Raw genomic sequence first — 20,473 nt, 5'->3', positions numbered from 1 at the left:
GGGAGATAAAGCGGCCCCGGCAGCATCTCCCTTAGGGCGTCATTCCGATTCCGGCGGAATGACGCTTCAAGGCAATTGCCTCTTGCCGACCGGAAAAAGGAGCATACAGCATGCCCGTTCCTGAAAAACTCCGCCCCGAGCAACTCTTCAACCGTTGCGATCCCGACGCATTTGAATTCAACACCACGGCTGACCTCGACGGCACAGCCGAAATTGCCGGCCAAGAGAGAGCCCTTGAAGCCATCCGGCTCGGCATGGGCATCCGGCGTGACGGCTTCAACCTCTTCGCCCTCGGTCCGGCCGGCACCGGCAAGCAATCGACCGTCCTGCAATTCCTGAACAACCTCGCCCCCGGAGAAGCCCGGCCCGACGACTGGTGCTACGTCTACAACTTCGACAAACCGCGTAACCCGAAAGCGCTCCGCCTGCCGCCCGGCCGCGCCTGCAAACTGAGCGACGACATGGCTCATCTGGTCGAAACGCTCTTCAGCGTCATGCCGTCCGCATTCAGCAGCGAAGAGTACCAGACAAGGGAAAAGGAGATTGAAGAGTCGATCCACGAGCAACAGGCCAGCGCCATCGAAGCGCTCGAACAGGACGCCAAGGAGCACAGCATCTCCCTCATCCGCACGCCCGGCGGCTTCGCATTCGCGCCGCTCAAGAAAGGCGAAGTAATCAAACCGGACGATTACATGCGCCTCAAAGAGGCTGAGCGCGCCAAAATCGAAGAGCAGATCGACCGCCTGCGGGACGTGCTGCAATCCATCATGGCTCAGTTCCCCAAATGGCAGCGCGAAACCGCTGAAAAGATCAAGGAGCTGAACCGCGAAGTTTCGGCATTCGCCCTGAAACCGCTCATGGATGAAATCAGGGCCAAATACAAAGATCTCGATGAGGTGCTGAAGTATCTCGACGATGTCCAGAACGACATAATCGAAAATTTCATCCAGTTTCTTGAGAAGGAGTCCTCCGAACAGGGGGCGATGACGATGCTGGCCTCGCTCAGAACCGCCGGGCAAAGACAAACCATGATCCGTTACCGGGTCAACGTGATGATCGACAACAGCGAACTGAACGGCGCTCCGGTCATCCTCGAAGACAAACCCGCAAGCCAGAACCTCATCGGCGACATCGAACATTCCGCCCAGATGGGCACGCTGGTTACCGACTTCACGTTGATCAAACCGGGCGCGCTGCACCGGGCCAACGGCGGCTACCTCATCCTCGACGCACGTCGCCTGCTGCTCGAACCCTTCGCCTGGGAAGCGCTCAAAAAAGCGATCCGCACACGCCAGATCCGCATCGAATCGCTCGCACAGCTCTACAGCCTGGTCAGCACCATTTCGCTCGAACCGGAGCCCATTCCACTCGAAATCAAGGTGATTCTGCTCGGCGAGCGGAGTCTCTACTACCTTTTGAGCAGCTACGATCCCGACTTCAATGAGCTGTTCAAGATCGCCGCCGATTTCGAGAACGACATGCCGCGCAACGACGAAACCCAGCTGGCCTACGCACGTCTTATAGGCTCGATGGCCGAGCTCGACAAGCTCCTACCCTTCGACCGCACGGCCGTTGCCCGCATCATCGAACACGGGTCCCGCATGGCAGGCGACGCCACACGGCTGACCTCGAACCTTCAGAACATCCGCGATCTGGCGCACGAGGCAGACCACCACGCCGCGCAAAACGGCCGCAAAGAGGTGGTCGCCGAAGATGTGGAGGCGATGCTCGAAGCGCAGCGATACCGCGCCTCACGGATCCAGGAGCGCCTGCGGGATAACATGATGCAGGGCACGATTCTGATCGACACCGATTCGGAAAAAACGGGACAGATCAACGGCCTGTCGGTCTATTCGCTGGGCGACCAGAGCTTCGGCAGTCCAAGCCGCATCACGGCGCGGGTGAGGCTCGGCAAGGGAGTGGTGATTGACATCGAACGCGAGGTCGAGATGGGCGGCCCCATCCACTCGAAAGGCGTGATGATTCTGTCCGGATTCCTCGGTTCGCGCTACGCCGCCGAGCAGCCGCTCTCGCTGTCCGCCACGCTGGTGTTCGAGCAGTCCTATGGTGGCGTCGAGGGCGACAGCGCATCATCGGCGGAACTCTACGCCCTGCTCTCGGCGATTTCGGGAATTCCGATCCGGCAGTGGCTCGCCGTCACCGGCTCGGTCAACCAGCACGGCGAGGTGCAGGCCATCGGCGGAGTAAATGAAAAAATCGAAGGATTTTTCGATCTTTGCAACGAGCGGGGCCTTGACGGACGCCACGGCGTGCTGATCCCCGCGTCGAACGTCAAACACCTGATGCTCAGGCAGGACATCGTCAAGGCGGTCGAATCAGGACTGTTCTCGATCTGGCCCGTCTCGCACATCGACGAAGGCATCGAACTCCTGACCGGCATTCCGGCTGGAGAGATGGATGAAACCGGCGCGTGGCCTGAAGGCACCGTCAACGCCAAAGTGTATGAGCGGCTCAAAACGATGGCCGAAAAGCAGAAGTCGTTCGGCAAAAAACAGGGCGATGAACCGGACAAATAAAGGAGAGACCTCAACGATGACACACCGCATCATCCATTCAATCGCCGTAGCCATCGACTGCTCGCCGCACAGCAAGGCCTCGCTCGAAGCCGCCGCCGAAATGGCCTCCCGGCTGAAAGCCGAACTGATCGGCATCTTCGTCGAAGACATCAACCTGCTGCACATGGCCGGTCTGCCCTTCGCCGAAGAGATTCGCCTCTACACAGCGACCACCGAAAAGCTCGATACCGCACAGCTCGAACGGCTGCTCCGGCATCAGGCGCAACAGGCCCGTGAGATGCTGGAGCATATCGCCCAGCCCCGAACACTGCGTCATACCTTCAGGGTACTGCGCGGCCTGGTGCCGGAGCAGGTCATGCAAGCCGCCCTCGAAGCGGACATGCTGGTGCTCGGCCGCAGCGGACGTTCCCCGTCATGCCGCAAGGGACTTGGATCGACGGCCCGTTCCGCACTTGACAAAGGCTCGGTGAACGTGATGCTGATGCGCCCCGGCGTTACCGCCGCCGAAGGGCCGCTGCTGGTGCTCTACGATGGCTCGGATGCTTCGAAACGCGCCCTCGCCACCGCGCTTGAAATCGCCGGGCCGACAAGCACGCTGAACCTGCTCATTACCGATCCAGCCCCGGAAGCCATGGAACGTTGCAAGCAGGAAACGGATGCTGTCGTTCGCGAAAAAGGCCTTGAAACCGAATACTATCATCTACCTTTCACCGACAGCCGCCAGCTCGTCAGCTTCATCCGCATGATCGATTCCGGACTGCTCATCATCGGCAAAGGTATGAATCTACCGGAAGAGACCGTCCGGGAACTGATCGACACCATCGACTACCCGGTGCTGGTGGTGAGGTGAGGTGAATGAAGAAAATTATGAATATAATCTACCTGCTCAACCAGGATGCGATCCGCTCAGTTGCCAGATACGCTCCCCAGGCGGAGGTTTCAAGCAGGGCGCGGTCGTCGAGACCTGCTCGCCTGCATGACGCTATCTCACCGCTGTCAACCGCCCACGATGCCATAGCGGCAAGCAGCGCGAGGCGGGCTTGGGGCTTCAGCTTTTCCGGCAAAGTCCGCACAGCATCTTCGAGCCATCCCTTGTCGATACCCGGTGGCTCGCCCTGCCATGCAACCACATGACGCTTCACCAGCGACTGCACTCCCGAATCGACTGAATCAGCGATGGCACGAACGGCATCGGCAAAGCGCAGCAAACCCCCTGCCACCGCCGGGTCATCCCCAGCCCAGCCAAACTCCTCCGGCAGCTTCATCGCCGGACTCCCGGTCAGAAACACCCCCGGTTTGGCGTCGATCCTGACGATGCGTCCCGACGTCACGCTACTGAACAGCCTGAATGCCTGATCGCCGATCACCGGTACCTTGCCGACGACTGGCATCATCGTATCATCGAGAAAGATATTGACCATCCGGTTGATGTAGTGGAACAGCACTGCCGTAGCCATGAACGCCGGTGCCTGAGGTTTCGTGAAGGGCGGAGGAACGGACGCGAGCGCGGCTTTTCGTCCGGTCGCCGAAGCCCACGCTGCAAGATTCGAGAGATCGTCGTTCGCGCGCTCACCGGACGAAACAGCGTCGAGCGCCGGACGGTCATTCGCGTCCTGAAGCATCGAGGAGTGCGCCTGCACGCAGTATGGGCAGCGGTTGGATTGCGACACCGCAACCGCGATCAGCTCCTTCAACGCACGATCCGGCCCGGCAACCAGCGACTCACGGCACGCGCTCCAAACCCCCGCCATGAGCTGCGAATTCAGATGGTGCAACGTGACCGGAGGCACCGTCATGAACTCTTCATCGAGCTGTCGATACACCTCTGCCGCCAGCCCGGAAGCACGCTCGATGTCAGGAGCCGGAAGCCATCGGATCGACAACGGCGTCAGATGCCTGAAAATAAACTGTTCGACAGATCGCAGCACGGTGAAAAGAGTTATCAATTGAACCTTGGGAACACCGAGCTCCAGCTCGGCAAAAAGACAACAAGGACTTCAAAGACGACAATGGCAACCGCAAGGGATTGCCCCTACAACCCACCCACTCTTCAATTCATAATTCAACATTCATAATTCGCGCGAAGCGCAATTCTTGCCATCAGAATCCCCGCAGACACCGAAGCGTTGAGAGATTCGACGGCGGGGTGGGTTCCAGCGTGAGGAATGAGGAGACGGCTGTCGGCGAGGGCGAGCACTTTTTCGCTTATGCCGTTGGCTTCGTTACCGATGACGAGCGCGCGGCGGTCGGGCCACTCGCCGAAGGAGCGGTAATCCTGCCCGTCGAGCGCAGCGGCGGCTACCGTGAAGCCTGCGGCTTGCAGGCGTTTCAGCTCGGCGGCGAGGTCGGGGACGTCGATGATGCGAAGCGCGAAAATGCTTCCGGCGGTCGATCTGACCGTTTTGGCGTTCCAGGGATCAGCCGTACCTGGCCCGCAGATAACCGCTTCCGCGCCGAACCAGGCCGCTGTGCGGATAATCGTGCCGACGTTGCCCGGATCCTGCACGTCGTCGAGCGCCACGACGAATGAGCGTTCGGCGGGACGGAATTCGCCCATCTCCGGCTTGCGAAACGCCGCGCACACGCCCTGCGGCGAAGCGGTCTGGGCGAGGCGTTTGAACGCATCCGCATCGCCGAGCCACACCTTTCCAGCAAAACGCTTCAGGCCATCGAGCTGACCGGCGGCCGCTTCGTCGAGCACGAGCGCGTGCAGCATCGACAGGTCGGGCAGGCTGTCGAGCAGCTCGCTCACCGTGCGCAGCCCCTCGGCCAGAAAAAGCCCTTCGCTGTCGCGATACTTCTTGCGCGACAACTTGGCCAGCCGTCCCAGCATCGTCTTGCTCAGCGGTGGATACGTTTCTCGCCTCATCGCTTGCCTGCCGACCGTTTGAAGCGCTCAATGACCGCTTTCGGATCGTGGGAAAACTCGGTCGGCGGCGTACCCGGCTGCGACGAAAGATCGCCCGCATCGAGACCTACCGAAAAGCTCTCGCTGTCGTTGGCCTCATCATCGACGCGGGTATCGGGATTGTTCATGCAGCGTTTGATGTAATCGTCGAACGAACCCTTGTCAATGGAAAGCGACAGCGGAGAAGCTTCGTCAAGCATCGCGCCACCGGATGCTGACACCAGCTCAGTCACCACGGCAAGCGCGCGCGTGCGGCTCACCCCCGCCATACCGACCTTGCGGGCCATCGAATAGAAATCAAGATCGTCCATCGCCTCGATCCTTGTGCGCAGGTTCCCGAGTCCGCCCATCATGTCGGCATGAGCCGTAATGGCTGACTTCAGTTCATCGTCATCGAGAGGCCGGTCGCCTGACGCTCCGGATGATGGCGAAGCTGATGGTTGCGACGTGGCCGGTTTTGAAGCTGAGAATTTGCGCTTGCCGCGCCCGATGAACTCTTCGTCGATCTCGTAGTCGTCGAGCAGATCGCCCACCAGCCCGTCGCGCTTGGCCCGCGCCCGCCGCTCCGAGACGCTCTCGACCACCTCCCGCCTGCCTTCCGACAGCGTACGCACTCCGAACAACAGCCCGACCAACCCGGCATAGAACGAAAGCAGCAGCACCATCCATCCGGTATCGAAACCGCCAAGCGTGGCGACCAGAAGTTCGGCCGCGATAAAGGCGAGGGATAAGCCGGCGAGAACTCCGGCAACAAGACGTTGGTTCATATCTTCAAATCAGATGGTATATTTTGGACTTTAAAGTAACGAATAATTCGCTTTTCATCCTTGCTGCCCATGCCCGTCACCAAACCAGAACTGATCTCGCCGGCCGGCGACTGGACTTCGATGCGTGCAGCTCTCGACGCGGGAGCCAACGCTGTCTATTTCGGAGCGGAGGGGTTCAACATGCGGGCGGCGAGCAAGGGCTTTGCACCGGGCGACTTCGGAGGTATCGCGCGACTCTGCCGGAGCCACGGCGCAAAGGCTTACCTCGCGCTGAACTCGGTGATCTACGACGCCGAACTCGGCGAGGTTGACCGCACAGTTGCCACCGCCAAAGCCGCCGGACTCGACGCCGTAATCTGCTGGGACTTGGCGGTCGTCGAGGCGTGCCGCCGCCATGCGATGCCGATCCACCTCTCGACGCAGGCCTCGGTGAGCAACATCAGTGCGCTCCGCTTTTACGCCTCACTCGGCGCGAGGATGATCGTGCTGGCCCGCGAACTGACGCTGGAGCAGACAGCGGCCATCACAAAATGCATCGCCGCCGAAAAGCTGCCGGTGACGGTCGAAAGCTTCGTGCACGGCGCGATGTGCGTGGCGGTCTCCGGGCGCTGCTTTTTGTCGCAGGAGCTGTTCGGGCGCTCGGCCAACCGCGGCGAGTGCGTACAACCGTGCCGACGCTCGTACCGCATCGCGGACGTCGAGGAGGGCTTCGAGCTGGAACTCGGCTCCGACTACGTGATGAGTCCGAAAGACCTCTGCACGCTGCCGTTCCTCGACAAGCTCTTCGACGCAGGCATCGGCGCATTCAAAATCGAAGGCCGCAACCGCAGCCCCGAATACGTCGCCACCACCACCGCCGCTTACCGCAAGGCCATCGACTTCATCGCCGAACACCGGGATGACGAGAATTTCGACGAGGCGTACCGAACGCTGACCGACGGACTTCAGGACGATCTGGCGCGGGTTTACAACCGCGGCTTCTCCGAAGGCTTCTTCTTCGGCAAACCGGCGGATGCGTGGACAAAACACTCCGGATCGGTGGCGACCGAAACCAAGAGTTATGTCGGTGTCGTGCGCAAATACTTCCCTAAAGCAGGCGTGGCGGAAATCCTCGTCCACGCGCCCAGCGTTGATTCCGGCGTGACGCTCTCGATTCAGGGCTCGGCGACCGGCCTCGTCACCGTGCCGGACGCCGAGCTGCATCTCGACGGCGACCCCGCAAACCGGATCGGGCAGGGCCAGGTTTTCACCGTCAGATGCAACCGCGTTCGGAAAAACGATAAAGTCTATGTTTTATTGAAAAAGTAACAACTTAGCGCTTTCCCGTCTCCCTCTCTTTCAATACCTTGATATATGATGGCGCCTGCCATACAGGCAGCGTCAACAACGGATACCTCGCCCCAACCGGAGACAGCGAATGATCTATAAAGTCATCTCCAAACCCGAATTCCGCGCCTTTGTCGATGCCCTCGTCAGGGCGAACACCTCTTACGGGCCGCGCCAGGTCGATACCGACCACAATGGCGAACCGATCTACCAGTTCATGCCGGTCGCCTCGGCAGACGAAATCGCTTTCGACTACACCGTCACGACCTCGTCCGCCAAGCACCTGCTCATGCCGTTCCGCGAGGAGCTGTCGAAGTTCAGCTTCAAGGATAAAAACTGGGATCAGGAGGTGGAGTACGACGCGCCGCCGATCGTGCTTTTCGGCCTGCGTCCGTGTGACATCAACGCCATCAACATCCTCGACGAGGTGATGCTGAAAGGGCCGTACCCTTCGCCGTACTATCTGGCGCGCCGCAAGAACACCTTCATCATCGGCATGGATCATCTGCCGCTGCCGGACTGCTTCTGCCGCTCGATGAACAAGCACACGACCGATCACGGTTTCAACGTGTTCGCCTCGGACATCGGCGAGAACTATTTCCTGTCGATCAACTCTTCGAAAGCCTTCAATTTCCTCAAGGAGTTCGAGACTTCCGACCCGACCTACGAGGACGACTGCAAACTGATCGAACGGCGCAAGCTCATCAAGCAGAGCTTCAAGACCAACGTCGAGGTGACCGGCCTGCCGATGTTCCTCGACCTTGAATTCGACTCGCCGATCTGGGAGAAGTGGGGCGACAAGTGCCTGAACTGTGGCACCTGCGCGATGGTCTGCCCGACCTGCTACTGCTACAATATGGAGGAGCACCTCGCCACCGACCTGGAAAGCTCCAGCCGGGAGAAACGGCTTTATTCCTGCAACCTGATCGACTTCGCCGAAGTAACCGGCGGCCACAATTTCCGCCCGAAAAACGGCGACCGGCTGAAGTACCGTTACTATCACCATTACCGCGGCTTTGCAGTGAACGACAACCAGCAGATCTGCGTCGGATGCAACCGCTGCGGACGCGCCTGCCTGGCGGGCATCAACCCGAAGGACGTCATCAACGACCTCAGACTTGAAAAAGAATCATGCGTGACCTGCGTTTTACCATCTCCGGAGAAGAGCTGAACCGAGAACCGTTCGCCCGCACGAGCCCTGACTTCGGCAAGAAGTCGGAACTCATGGTGACCGACCACGGCTACAAATGCCGCATAACCAACATCGTGCCGCTTTCGGAGCACGAAAAGCTCTTTCAGCTCCGCATCGTCGATCCCCATGAACGGGCACTGTTCACCTTCCGCCCCGGCCAGTTCCTGATGCTCGATGTGCCGGGCTACGGCGAAGCGCCGATCTCGATTTCGAGCGCCACGAGCAACCGCGAGTTCATAGAGCTATGTATCCGCAAGGCGGGCCACGTCACCTCGGCGCTGTTCGAGGCAAAGCAAGGCGCGTTTATCGCCGTTCGCGGGCCGTTCGGCACCTCGTTCCCGATGGAGGCAATGCAGGACTCGGACGTGCTGCTCATCGCGGGTGGCCTCGGCATCGCCCCCTTGCGCGCACCACTCTTCTGGATCAACGACCACCGCGACCACTACCGCAACGTGAGCTTTCTGTATGGCGCGAAAGAGCCGTCGCAGATGCTCTTCACCTACCAGTTCGAGGAGTGGAAAACCGTCAGCCACATCGACCTGCACACCATCGTCGAAAAGCCAAGCGACGAGTGGACGGGACGCACGGGGATGATTACCTCGCTGTTCGACGACATCACCATCGATCCGAAAAACACCTGGGCGATTGTCTGCGGCCCGCCGGTGATGTTCAAGTTCGTCTGCACGCACCTCGACAAGCTCGGCATTCCGATGAACCGGATGTTCGTATCGCTGGAGCGCCGGATGCACTGCGGCATGGGCAAGTGCTGCCGCTGCATGGTCGGCTCGACCTTCACCTGCCTCGACGGCCCGGTGTTCGACTACTGGAGCGTCATGAACCTCAAGGAAGCGATTTAACGATTGACCATGAACCACCTCGGATTCGACATAGAGAAGCTGAAAATCGGCTCTTTCGACTTCACCTGCTGCGAAGGGTGCCAGCTCCAGCTCGCCAACAAGGAATCGACCCTGCCGGAGTTCCTTGCCCTGCTCGACATCAGGAACTTCCGCGAAATTTCCTCGGAGCGGCTGGACGATTACGACATCGCTCTCGTCGAGGGAAGCATCACGCGCCAGGACGAAGTCGAGCGGCTGAAGGCGATCCGCGCCCAGGCAAAAGTGCTCGTCGCTTACGGAACCTGCGCCTGCTTCGGCGGCATGAACGCGCAGAAGAACAAGTTCGACAAGGAAGAGTGCATCCGCACGGTCTATGGCGACAAAGAGATCGACACGATGCAGGAGTCGCACAAGATCAGCGACTTCGTCAAGGTCGATTACTCGATTCCCGGCTGCCCGGTGAACAAGGAGGAGGTCGAGCGCATCGTGGTGAGCATCGCCACCCGCTCGCCCATCTCGCTGCCGAAGTACCCGGTATGCGTCGAGTGCAAGCAGCGGCTCAACACCTGCCTGTTCGATTTGGGTGAAGTGTGCCTCGGGCCGATCTCACGCGCGGGGTGCGACGCGGTCTGCCCCTCCGGCAAAACGGTCTGCCTCGGCTGCCGCGGTCCGGCGGACGACATCAACTACGACTCGTTCGTGCAGCTCGTCAGGGAGCATGGACTGAGCGAGGACGAAATGAAGGAAAAGCTCGCATTTTACAACGGTTTCGCGGAGTATCTGAATCATGAAGGTTGACTTCAACATAGACATCCACCACCTGCCGAGGGTCGAAGGCCACGGCGATATTCGCATTTCAGTCAGGGACGGCAAGCTCGTTGACGCCAAATGGGCGGTGGTCGAAACGCCGCGCTTTTTTGAAGTGATGGTGAAGGGACTCTCCGCCGAGCGGGTGCCGTTCCTCACTTCGCGCATCTGCGGCATCTGCTCGATCAGCCACTCGCTGGCCAGCATCCGCTCGCTGGAGCGCGCCATGCAGATCACACCGCCCGAAACAGCCAGGATCATCCGCCTGCTCGCCATGCACGGCGAGACCTTGCAAAGCCACGCGCTACACCTCTTCTTCCTCGCCGCGCCGGACTTTGCGGGCACGCCGAGCGCCGTGCCGCTCTTGCAGTCGCACCCGGAGGTGGTCGAGGCGGGGCTGATGCTCAAGGAGCTGGGCAACGAACTGAGCATCGCCACCACGGGCCGCGCCACGCACCCGGTCAGCCTCGTGCTCGGCGGCGTCAGCAAAGCCCCGTCGAAGCAGCGCCTCGCCGAAATCAAGCAGATGATCGTTGACCGCAAGCCGATGCTCGATAAAGCGACGGAATTTTTCAAGACACTGACGATCCCCGACTTCGTGCGCGAAACCGAGTTCATCTCGCTCTTCGACGGCGAAAGCTACCCCTACATCGGCGGCGATCTGGTCACGACCGACGGCGTCCGCCGCGACGAGAACGACTATCTGGCGATGACCAACGAGTACACGGTCGAGTTCGCCACCACCAAGTTTACGAAGGTGAGCCGCGAATCCTCCGCTGCCGGAGCGCTCGCGCGATTCAACAACAACTACGACCTGCTCCATCCGCAAGCGAAGGCGGCGGCGGAAGCGTTCGGCCTCAAGCCGGTCTGCCACAACCCCTTCATGAACAACGTCGCCCAGCTCGTCGAATGCCACCACCTCGTCGCCGACGCCGAAGAGATCATCGACTGCCTGCTCGACGACGATCTGCGCGACATCAAGGCTGACTACAAGCCCCGCGCCGGAGCCGCCACCGGAGCTGTCGAAGCCCCGCGAGGCGTGCTCTACCACTACATGGAAACCGACGAGAACGGCAAGGTGGTCAAAGGCGACTGCATCATCCCCACGACGCAGAACAACGCCAACATCCACTACGACCTCCACGCCCTCGCCGAACAGGCGCTGGCGCAAGGCAAAGGCGAAAAAGAGGTTGAAAAGCTCTGCGAAATGCTGGTGCGCTCCTACGACCCCTGCATTTCCTGCTCGGTGCATTAAAAAGATCGATCAGATCCGACCGATCCGACTGCGCTCTTAAACTCGCACCACCTCTTTGCAGTCGGGGTATCCTGTGCAACCCCAGAACTGTTTGCCAGCGTTTTTGCCAGTTTTAGCCGTTCGCAACGCCATCGGCCTGCCGCACTTCGGGCACGAGGGAATCGCCCCGGCAGGCGTCGGCTGTCGGCGAGGCTCGCTCTTATGGGGCTCCTGCTCTGACAGATCAATTAAATTCACCCGATGTGTCCGTTCTTTCTGGAACCGCCTCGGCGTTTAGCGCAGGTAATCCTCGTAGTCAAGCAATAGCTCTTCGAAGCTGGCGCGTGCAACATTGACCAAGCGCAGCTCAATCTACGAAAAAGTCACTGCCGCACGACTGACCTCTATTTCTGTCATAGTCCCAAAACAAAGCGGCCCCGGTAAAACGGGGCCGCTTTGTTGCGTCACGCTTGTGACTGCATTACCGAGATGACGTCTTTACTGTTGAGAAACCTTGTTTTCAAGATCAGCAAGCCTGCGCATCAACGCCTGGATCTGCGAGTTCTGAGTATTGACAACGTTACGCAACGCCACAACCTCCGAAGTTGATGCGGTTGGAGCTTTGGGTTTGGAGCTACCGATCGCTATCGAAACGCCTGCGCGTCCCATCGCTTCGCCACCTGACATTGCTCCGCCCAGATTAAAGAGCACGCGTTCACTCGCATAGGCGTTCAGACCAAGCGCAACGGCATACTCACCATTGTACACACCACCTGCAATGCCGATCTGCATCGGGTTCTCGCCGTTGAACGACATTGGCTGCACACCGCTCAACGCTGCCGACATGGCGCCCACACGGTCGAGGCGGGTATCGAGCCGGGTCACGCTGTCGTCGAGCGCGCCGATGGCAGAACCGACGTTGTTGTAGCTATTCCCCTGAACAACATAGGTCGGCGCGGTGACGATACCGGTGGTCGTGTCATAGGTGGAGCCACCACCGAAGTTGGTGGCCGTGCTGGTGCCGGTTGCGTAAAGCTGGCTGCCGTTAACCGCGTCGGTCGAGGTGTCACTCAACTCGCCCGGAGCAACGTTGATGATTTTGTTGTTACCGTTGTCCAGCCCTGCGCTCGACAGGATAACATTATCTTCAGGCCCACCGGTAATGGTAACGCCATTAGCGCCGTAGGTGCCGGTGTTTGTGCCGTCATCGACAAGCATACCGCCTGCAGTCACCGTAGCGGTGGTTGCGTCTCCAGCTCCATCATGGATGGTCAGCGAGCCGGCAACTGTTGTATCATTACCAAGGTCAGCCTGTGCGCTGTTGGAGACGGCAAAGGTCTGGCCGTTCGTGGAGTCGGTGTATGAGACCCCGTTGTCGTCAAGCACCTGGGTTGTCGATGCCGTACCTCCTGCAATAGTTGTACTGGTCGCATCAGCAGTAATGCCGTTTAGGTGACCGCCTGCGTTGATGACGCCAAGCGAAGCGCTTCCGTCAACAACATTCAGAGAAGCACTACCATCTGTTGACGTTGATGACAGATCGCCGGTGTTAGTGATGCCGTTTGTGGTCGTTGCGCCATCGACATTCAGATCGTTGTCTACCTGCGCGCTATCCAGCGTCGCTAATCCGCTGGTCTGCAACGTCGCCGTCGAGATGTCGCCCGTGTTGGTGATGTCGCCCGTGTTGTCAAGGCCATTCGTCGACGTCTGACCCGTTACGCCAAGTGCGCCACCAACCGTCGCATCGCCAGAAGTCTGCAACGTCGCCGTCGAGATATCGCCGGTGTTGGTAATGTCGCCCGTGTTGTCCAGACCGTTCGTCGACGTCTGGCCCGTCACGCCAAGCGCCCCGCCGACCGTCGCATCACCAGAAGTCTGCAACGTCGCCGTCGAGATATCGCCAGTATTGGTGATGTCGCCCGTGTTGTCAAGGCCATTCGTCGACGTCTGACCCGTTACGCCAAGTGCGCCACCAACCGTCGCATCGCCAGAAGTCTGCAACGTCGCCGTCGAGATATCGCCAGTATTGGTGATGTCGCCCGTGTTGTCCAGACCGTTCGTCGACGTCTGACCCGTTACGCCAAGTGCGCCACCAACCGTCGCATCGCCCGAAGTCTGCAACGTCGCTGTCGAGATATCGCCCGTGTTGGTGATGTCACCCGTGTTGTCCAGACCGTTCGTCGACGTCTGGCCCGTTACGCCAAGCGCCCCGCCGACCGTCGCATCGCCCGAAGTCTGCAACGTCGCTGTCGAGATATCGCCCGTGTTGGTAATGTCGCCCGTGTTGTCCAGACCGTTCGTCGACGTCTGACCCGTTACGCCAAGTGCGCCACCAACCGTCGCATCGCCCGAAGTCTGCAACGTCGCTGTCGAGATATCGCCCGTGTTGGTGATGTCACCCGTGTTGTCCAGACCGTTCGTCGACGTCTGGCCCGTTACGCCAAGCGCCCCGCCGACCGTCGCATCGCCCGAAGTCTGCAACGTCGCTGTCGAGATATCGCCCGTGTTGGTAATGTCGCCCGTGTTGTCCAGACCGTTCGTCGACGTCTGACCTGTCACTCCCAAGGTGCCGCCAATCGATGCATTGCCGGTTGTATCTAGAACTCCGGTATTAACTGTATTAGCAGTTACGACACCGCCGCTCATGCTCGCCCCGGCTCCGTCAGTAATAGTTACTCCGGTCACCGTATCGCCAATGATACTTGCGCCTGCGCCAGTATCTAGATTACCAGTCACGTTACCAGTCAGATTGCCCGTAACATCGCCGGTCACGTTACCAGTCAGATTGCCAGAAATAGACGCAAACGATCCCGTAGTACCGGTTATCGTAGTGCCGGCCAGATTCGTAAACGTTCCTGTCGTACCGGTTATCGTCGTACCGGTTATCGTAGTGCCAGTTATCGTCGTACCGGTCAGATTCGTAAATGTTCCCGTAGCGCCAGTCACCGTACCGCTAGCCGAAACATTACCCGTGGTAAGCGTACCTGTTGTATCATCAACAGATGTAGTTGTTGATGTTCTTTCACCCAAAACGGTATCCGTGTATACTACCCCGCCCGCAGCATGTGTGTCCTTGGGAGATGTCAGAAGACCTGTAATGGAGAGAAGACCGCAAACGATGGCCAGATCGAGGGTTTTTTTGTAAGAACGACGACGACCAACCGAATTTCGGCGAAAGCGTACTTTCCTGCTCTCATTCATAAGCAAAAAACTCCTTTTTTGTTTGTTGTTGAAATCAAATGATCGACAATGATCTTTTTACGAAACAGTCAGACATGAATCCGGCCAATGCAGAACAATGACGCCACGGGCAGCAAGAATGGAGTGCGCGGTGAGAAGTTCGTCGTTTTTTGTGAGAGGGGCTTTCGGACACAGACTGGTGTGCTTCGTAGCCGCAGAGGCTGCGCGCACGAAGCTTTCAGGAAGTTGTTAATTCTGGACATAAAACAGACTTTTTTGTTAGAAGAGAACTACATGAATGCTCCCGGCATACCACAAAGCATCAGAACCGCACTTGATAGTTAGCGCATCTTTCCGCTCACCAGCATCACCGTTCTCTAACCTGTCACACCACCACCAACCCGAATCAGGGCTGCAACTTTCAAAAAAAAGAGGCTTTTGACTGTTTTCGGCAGAGAACAGAAAAAAGTCTGTCATTCCTAGGGGTTTACGGGTATTTTTTACCTTAAAATCACTTAATATAATACACGCAGCTTATAAAAGCATTAAAAACTAATACATATGGCTTATAAAAACAATTTACCATGAAGCATAAAGAGAAAATTAATCCCATGCGTTTCCGCCAAAGCGTTAACAAAAGCATAACGTCACAACAGCATCACGCAGTATGCTCCAAAAAATAAAGTCGAGAATCGGCATCGGCTGGTAAGGCAACAAGAAGTTCCCCGACGACCACAAACGGAGCATCTCCGCCGAACAGTTCAAATACATCTGCCTGCGGAAGGAGATGAGAGAATAAAATAAAGAGACTGTTGACAACTCGCCCGTTCGCTTCTTCTGCGAAGAGCTGCAAGACTTCACCGACACGGCAGCTCTGTGCATCATCGTGAATCTGGTAGTAATGAACTGCACCTCGGCAGCACACCTCTCGGCGACACTCGGTATGCCGACTTGGGTCATGCTGCAGCTCAACCCCAACTTTTGCTGGTGGCGCTTCCGGTGGTGCTGCTTGGCGCAGATTTCTCCGAAACCCTTTTTTTGTGGAGAATGAGGACAAACGGACGGAAAGCTACCTGCCCGCCTACCTCCACCGCTGCCCCTTCATCACCACCGCGCAAAACGGCGAGCAGGAGCCGATGGTCTACTTCGACAAAGCTTATGGCGGTTTCAACACCAAAGACGGAGCTGGCCTGTTCGAGGATAGCGCACCAAGCGAGACGCTGCAGAAGCAGAAGGTGATGCTCACCTTTGGCGATGACTCGCCCAAAAACCTCACCGACCTGGGCAGCCGTCGATGAAGCGAAGCTCATGGCACTGAATGATATGGAGGCGCTAAAGCGACCTTGTCAAAAATCGTTTTGAACCGGCAATGGAATGACCGGTGGCTTGCGAAATGGTTGACGACCGGATCGGAGTGGTACTCGACCACAAGGTTGAGGCAAAACTGCGGCCAGCGATCAGTCAGGGTACGAACCGGCTCAGCATCTCCCCGGTCAGCTCGCGCAACTCCTGCCGAGCGACAGGCTCTTGGGCAACGGATGAGCAGATTGCGGGACGGGCATTCTCGAAATACTCTCCGTTGTAGTCGTTCCGCGCGATCTCCATCACCGTCTCGAAAACATCGTCGCCTCCGACCGACACGTCGTCACCGGCGAGCGCCCATCCAGCGTGCAGCAGCTTGGTAGCGATCACGCCGGGATCGAGCGAATTGGAACGTATGGCATCGTCGCCGCTGGCCAAGTCAATGGTTAACATGATGTTGAAGAGCTTGCTCCGCGCGTAGGCCTCGTAGCCCGAATAGCTCCGCTCGCCCTGCATGTTGACGGGATCGAACACAGCGCTGTGATGATCCATTGAACTCACATTCAGCACCGATCCGCCGTTGGCAATCAGCACCGGTCTGACGACGCTGGTCAGCAGCACCGGCGCGAGGTAGTTGACGCAGAAGGTCGTCTCGAACCCTTCCTGCACAAACGTCCGCGTCGGCATGTACACCGCCGCATTGTTGATGAGCAGATCGAGACCGGGATAGCGCTCGACCAGCTCCCGCCCCATCGAACAGACCGCATCGAGATCGGTAAAATCCGCCTCGACGAAGCCAACAGCCTCTACGCCCGTGGACTGGACAATTGCCGCGCAAGCATCGCTGATTCGGGATTCATCCCGCCCATGCACAATCACCCGATGCCCATCAGCAGCGAACCGCTTCGCCGCCGCGAGGCCTATGCCGTCAGTGCTTCCGGTTATGCAGAGGGTCAGCTTTTTCACTTCCTCAGCTTCCATAGAAAACGAACCGTCCCAACAAGCAGCACCCCGGCAAGCAGAAATGGCCAAAGCGAAATAACGCCGAGCAGGAAAAAGAGGAAGTTGTTCCACCCTTCGCTGAACGCCAGGCCGATGCGGGATGTGAACTCCTGCACTTCGGGCTTGAGCTGGTAGAAGGTGATGTTGAGGGTGCTGAGGCCGATGCGGTTCTGCAGGTATTTCAAGCGGCCTTCGAGCGACTCGATCTCAGCCCGCACCTGGCCGATGTACTTTTCGGTTTCAAGCACATCCTGCACCGATTTGGCTTTTTCGAGAAGAGCGATATAACGCTCCTCGGTCTCTTTTTTGAGTCTGAGGCGCTGCGATACGTCGATAAACTCCTCGGTCACGTCGGTGGCGGTAATCGACTTGCTGTCAAATTTGACAACGCCTTTTTCGAGGTCGGCGACAAAAGCATCGAACCGGTCAGCAGGAATCCTGACTATCATGCGCTGCTCGATGCGGTCTGAACCCTTACTCTGCTCGTCAAGAGAGAGGTACGCCTTGTGTTTCTGGACAAGGCTCTCGATCCATGTTTTGGTCTTTTTCAGATCGTTGGTCTCGAACACGGCCTGCCCGTCGCGGATGATCTGCTGGCTGATCTTCTGGACAAGATTTTGCTCTGTAGCTGGGCCACCGCCATCCTGCCCGGCAACCTCGGGAGCTGGCTGCGGCATGAATGATTCAGCAACAATCCTCGAACTGGACGCTGGAAAGTCCGCGTTTTCGGCTTCATACCGCTTGCTCTGCCCACTGCAAGCCATCATAGCGAGCAGGAGGAACAGGCTGAGGAAATATCTGGCAGGGGTTTTCATGAGGTTCTCAGATTTAATGCTAAGAGTTACACAAGCCCACATCAACGTCCTGTCAACCCACTCACAACCCAGTCGTTCGCCGTACTGTTGAGGGTGCTGCCGCAGAAGGCGCATTTGAGGTCGAGCGTGTCCTTGACTGGCGCGCCGCAGGCTGGGCAGGTGTGCTGGTAGATCGAGCCTTTTCCGGCTCCGGCGGTAGCATCCCTCGTGAGCGTCATGATCTCCTCGCGCTCCACGATCTCCGGATCGATGAGCCGAACGCTGTTGCCGGTGAGCGACGCCCGCTGGATCGAGGCGGTCAGCGCGAAGGTAAGAATGTTTTTCCCGTCTCGCTGTTCGGCCTTGATGAGCGTCACACGATTCAGGAAAATGCGGTTGAAAATCTCCCGGTTCTGTTCGTACTTCGGCGCAAGCTGCCGGAACAGGTCGTCTGCAACGAACCGCCGCATGATCGCGGGATTATGCATGGCCTTGGCGGTCATCATCTGCATCCAGGCGTTTGAGGCCTTGTCTTCGACGAGCTGCACGGAAAAATCGCCATAGACCGTCACCATTTCAGCCACTTTCGCGTCGAGGCCGGGCATCTTCTCTGCACGATCACCGTCTCTCCGGTAATCGTCCTGCTGGGTGATTTCGGCGAGCACCCAGTCGAATTCGCCGGAGTTGATCGTTGCGTTGCAGTAGTTGCACTTGCAGACTTCGCCCATATCCTTCGGCAGCGGCGCGCCGCAGTTGGGGCACTGTTCGGTCTCATACATATCCTTGCCTGCCGCGCCGCGCTTGCGAATGAACGACCAGTATTCGACAAATTCGTTCGTCCCCTCTTCGTCAAGGTCATGGTTCAGGGCGCAGATGAACCGGTCGGTCATGCTCGCCTTGATGCCGGCATGGACAATGTCATACCGGCCATCCTGCTCGATCCGATCAACCCAAGCCATCGAGATGTTGATGTTGCTGAGCGGATTGCCCTGCTGAAGCAGGCGCATCATTTTGAACTGGGTGTTGAATCGCTGATAGACGCCGTCGGAAATAAATCGGCGCATCATGTCCGTGCTCTGCGCCGACCAGGCCCGCTGCACTTCGAGAAAGGCTTTGCGGACTTTGGCGAGAAAGGCGGATTGATCGAAGCCAGGAGGTGCTCCGGGAAAGAGTGGCGTGTTGTCGATCCGCGCGTCGGGCGTTGCTTCAGGCACCGGCTCGCCGAATGCGTTCTCGTTCGATTTTTTGCGAAATTTCGCGACGACGCTGAAGAAGGCGAAGAGGATAAAGAGAATAAAAAAGACGGTGAAAACCACTGAAAAGTCGAACTGGCCGGGCGCCCCATAACCACGAGAACCATTGAAAGCGTAATCGATACCATTTCCACCGCCGCCAGAAAACCCACCTCCATCACCGATTCCGCCCCCGCCACCTCCACCACCAGCACGGGCAAGAAGCTCGGCGGAGAAGCATGGCAGGCCAAGCACGGCAATGGTGGCGGAAACAAGGAATCGCGAGAAAAAGCCTGTTCGCATGGCAACGGTTACCCGGTTACAGTTGCGAAAGAATCTGCTGCTTTTTCGCATCGTACTCTTCCTGGCTGATCAGCTGATTGTCGAGCATCTGCTTCAGCTGGGAAAGCTTGGCCACCGGATCTTCCGTAGCCGGCTGTGGGGTGTTCATGCCGCTCATCATACCCGCCATCGCCTGCCCCAGTCCGACGCCCGCTCCAAGTCCGACGCCCGCACCGGCAGCGCCGCCCTCATTCTGTGCAGCATCGCGGAGCGCGGCGAGCTGCTGGAGCTTGGCGAAATCGACGCCCACCGCCTGCGCAGCCTGCGCTTCGGCCTGCATGTCCGCGACGCGCCCCACGCGGCGCTTCGTGTCATCGTCGAAGTCGGTGTTCTCGACGCGAAAATCGGTCAGCCCGAAGCCAAGCGTCGCGAAAATCGGCGCGACCTTCTCTTTGACGCCGTCAGCAATCTCGTTCCGGTTGGCGTCGATTTCGTTGTAGCCAAATTTGGCCTCGGCGAGAAAATCGGTCAGCGGCTGCACCAGCCTTGCCACGATCGCCGTCCGGAGTTCATCGATGGTCAGCTCATCGCGCTGGCCCATGATGTTGACGAAGAAACTTCCGGCATCGGTAATCCGGAACGAGAAGTTGCCATACCCTCTCATCCCGACGGGAAATTTGTACTGCGGGTCGAGGTACTTGATCGGCCCCGGCGTTCCCCACCCCTGGTTCAGGATTTCGGCTGTCCGGAAAAAATAGATGCCGACCTTGTGCTCACTCTGGAACGCCTGCATGAACTTGGTAATGGTCGTCCAGAACGGAATGTTCGCCGTTTTCAGGTCGGTCATGCCGGGTTCGGTGATGGCCGCCTGCGGCTTGCCCTCATAGACGAAAATCACGCCCTGACCGGGGCCGACGATCAGCTTCGATGCGTTTTTTATCTCATCACCGTTATCCGTCCAGCGCTCAAAAAGCACACCCGGAGCCGGGTTTTTCCACTCGATGACCGAACGGAGCTGCCCCGTGACTGAGTTCCATAACGCCATAGCATCTCTCCCGTTTACAATTGCTTCAA

Annotated in this window: 18 protein-coding genes; 8 read left to right on the top strand and 10 right to left on the bottom strand. The window is 58.4% G+C overall.

What is annotated here, in order from left to right; translation table 11 throughout:
• Positions 1–110 precede the first annotated feature (110 nt).
• Positions 111–2,537 carry a Lon protease family protein gene (locus tag CPAR_RS01685; protein WP_012501583.1) on the top strand — a complete coding sequence of 809 codons (2,427 nt, stop codon included), beginning with the start codon at positions 111–113 and terminating at the stop codon, positions 2,535–2,537.
• A gap of 16 nt (positions 2,538–2,553) precedes the next feature.
• On the top strand, positions 2,554–3,387 hold the full coding sequence (locus CPAR_RS01680) for a universal stress protein (RefSeq protein ID WP_012501582.1): 834 nt from the start codon (positions 2,554–2,556) through the stop codon (positions 3,385–3,387).
• Between the two features lie 28 nt (positions 3,388–3,415).
• Here the strand turns inward: CPAR_RS01680 and CPAR_RS01675 are convergent, their stop codons facing one another.
• The 3 genes from CPAR_RS01675 to CPAR_RS01665 all read right to left on the bottom strand — a co-directional run bounded on the left by CPAR_RS01675 (position 3,416) and on the right by CPAR_RS01665 (position 6,212).
• Positions 3,416–4,465, bottom strand: coding sequence for a carboxymuconolactone decarboxylase family protein (locus CPAR_RS01675; protein ID WP_049755817.1), 1,050 nt, complete (start codon positions 4,463–4,465; stop codon positions 3,416–3,418).
• A gap of 134 nt (positions 4,466–4,599) precedes the next feature.
• Positions 4,600–5,406, bottom strand: coding sequence for a TrmH family RNA methyltransferase (locus tag CPAR_RS01670; RefSeq protein WP_041466097.1), 807 nt, complete (start codon positions 5,404–5,406; stop codon positions 4,600–4,602).
• Positions 5,403–6,212: a hypothetical protein gene (locus tag CPAR_RS01665; protein ID WP_012501579.1), complete on the bottom strand. Its 810-nt coding sequence runs from the start codon at positions 6,210–6,212 to the stop codon at positions 5,403–5,405. The genes CPAR_RS01670 and CPAR_RS01665 overlap by 4 nt, the downstream gene beginning before the upstream one ends.
• A 69-nt stretch (positions 6,213–6,281) precedes the next feature.
• On the opposite strand from CPAR_RS01665, the gene CPAR_RS01660 reads away from it, so the two are divergent.
• The 5 genes from CPAR_RS01660 (at position 6,282) to CPAR_RS01640 (ending at position 11,628) form a co-directional block, all read left to right on the top strand.
• On the top strand, positions 6,282–7,520 hold the full coding sequence (locus tag CPAR_RS01660; RefSeq protein WP_012501578.1) for a peptidase U32 family protein: 1,239 nt from the start codon (positions 6,282–6,284) through the stop codon (positions 7,518–7,520).
• A gap of 109 nt (positions 7,521–7,629) precedes the next feature.
• The gene (locus CPAR_RS01655; protein WP_012501577.1) at positions 7,630–8,709 is read left to right on the top strand and encodes a 4Fe-4S dicluster domain-containing protein; all 1,080 of its coding nucleotides are present in this window, start codon (positions 7,630–7,632) and stop codon (positions 8,707–8,709) included.
• 53 nt (positions 8,710–8,762) lie between these two features.
• Complete coding sequence (locus tag CPAR_RS01650) at positions 8,763–9,587, top strand: FAD/NAD(P)-binding protein (protein ID WP_041466231.1); 825 nt, start codon at positions 8,763–8,765, stop codon at positions 9,585–9,587.
• A 9-nt stretch (positions 9,588–9,596) separates the two neighbouring features.
• Positions 9,597–10,364, top strand: a complete 768-nt coding sequence (locus CPAR_RS01645; protein ID WP_012501575.1) for an NADH-quinone oxidoreductase subunit B family protein — start codon at positions 9,597–9,599, stop codon at positions 10,362–10,364.
• Positions 10,354–11,628 carry a Ni/Fe hydrogenase subunit alpha gene (locus CPAR_RS01640; protein WP_012501574.1) on the top strand — a complete coding sequence of 425 codons (1,275 nt, stop codon included), beginning with the start codon at positions 10,354–10,356 and terminating at the stop codon, positions 11,626–11,628. Before CPAR_RS01645 ends, CPAR_RS01640 begins: the two co-directional genes overlap by 11 nt.
• A 36-nt stretch (positions 11,629–11,664) precedes the next feature.
• Here CPAR_RS01640 and CPAR_RS11220 read toward each other — a convergent pair whose 3' ends face one another.
• The 3 genes from CPAR_RS11220 to CPAR_RS01620 form a co-directional block, all read right to left on the bottom strand.
• Positions 11,665–11,865, bottom strand: coding sequence for a topoisomerase DNA-binding C4 zinc finger domain-containing protein (locus tag CPAR_RS11220; protein ID WP_232203922.1), 201 nt, complete (start codon positions 11,863–11,865; stop codon positions 11,665–11,667).
• 240 nt (positions 11,866–12,105) lie between these two features.
• Positions 12,106–14,553 carry a beta strand repeat-containing protein gene (locus CPAR_RS01635; protein WP_198002628.1) on the bottom strand — a complete coding sequence of 816 codons (2,448 nt, stop codon included), beginning with the start codon at positions 14,551–14,553 and terminating at the stop codon, positions 12,106–12,108.
• An 892-nt stretch (positions 14,554–15,445) separates the two neighbouring features.
• Positions 15,446–15,844: a hypothetical protein gene (locus CPAR_RS01620; protein ID WP_156773339.1), complete on the bottom strand. Its 399-nt coding sequence runs from the start codon at positions 15,842–15,844 to the stop codon at positions 15,446–15,448.
• Here CPAR_RS01620 and CPAR_RS01615 point away from each other — a divergent pair.
• Positions 15,828–16,085: a SapC family protein gene (locus CPAR_RS01615; RefSeq protein ID WP_012501571.1), complete on the top strand. Its 258-nt coding sequence runs from the start codon at positions 15,828–15,830 to the stop codon at positions 16,083–16,085. The two genes, CPAR_RS01620 and CPAR_RS01615, sit on opposite strands and share 17 nt — an antisense overlap.
• Before the next feature lie 163 nt (positions 16,086–16,248).
• Here CPAR_RS01615 and CPAR_RS01610 read toward each other — a convergent pair whose 3' ends face one another.
• Genes CPAR_RS01610 through CPAR_RS01595 form a run of 4 tightly spaced genes read right to left on the bottom strand, consistent with a single transcriptional unit; the run spans position 16,249 to position 20,444 of the window.
• Complete coding sequence (locus CPAR_RS01610) at positions 16,249–17,070, bottom strand: SDR family NAD(P)-dependent oxidoreductase (RefSeq protein ID WP_156773338.1); 822 nt, start codon at positions 17,068–17,070, stop codon at positions 16,249–16,251.
• Positions 17,052–17,906, bottom strand: coding sequence for a DUF4349 domain-containing protein (locus CPAR_RS01605; RefSeq protein ID WP_041466093.1), 855 nt, complete (start codon positions 17,904–17,906; stop codon positions 17,052–17,054). Before CPAR_RS01605 ends, CPAR_RS01610 begins: the two co-directional genes overlap by 19 nt.
• A gap of 41 nt (positions 17,907–17,947) precedes the next feature.
• Positions 17,948–19,420: a zinc-ribbon domain-containing transport protein gene (locus tag CPAR_RS01600; RefSeq protein ID WP_012501568.1), complete on the bottom strand. Its 1,473-nt coding sequence runs from the start codon at positions 19,418–19,420 to the stop codon at positions 17,948–17,950.
• A 16-nt stretch (positions 19,421–19,436) separates the two neighbouring features.
• A complete protein-coding gene (locus CPAR_RS01595) occupies positions 19,437–20,444 on the bottom strand; it encodes an SPFH domain-containing protein (protein ID WP_012501567.1) in 1,008 nt (335 codons plus the stop codon).
• Positions 20,445–20,473: the final 29 nt, after the last annotated feature.

Origin of the sequence: Chlorobaculum parvum NCIB 8327 (assembly GCF_000020505.1) — a bacterium.
In the GTDB taxonomy this organism is placed as follows: domain Bacteria; phylum Bacteroidota; class Chlorobiia; order Chlorobiales; family Chlorobiaceae; genus Chlorobaculum; species Chlorobaculum parvum_A.
Note: the sequence above shows the minus strand (reverse complement) of the source record. Positions and strands in the feature narration are given on the sequence as shown.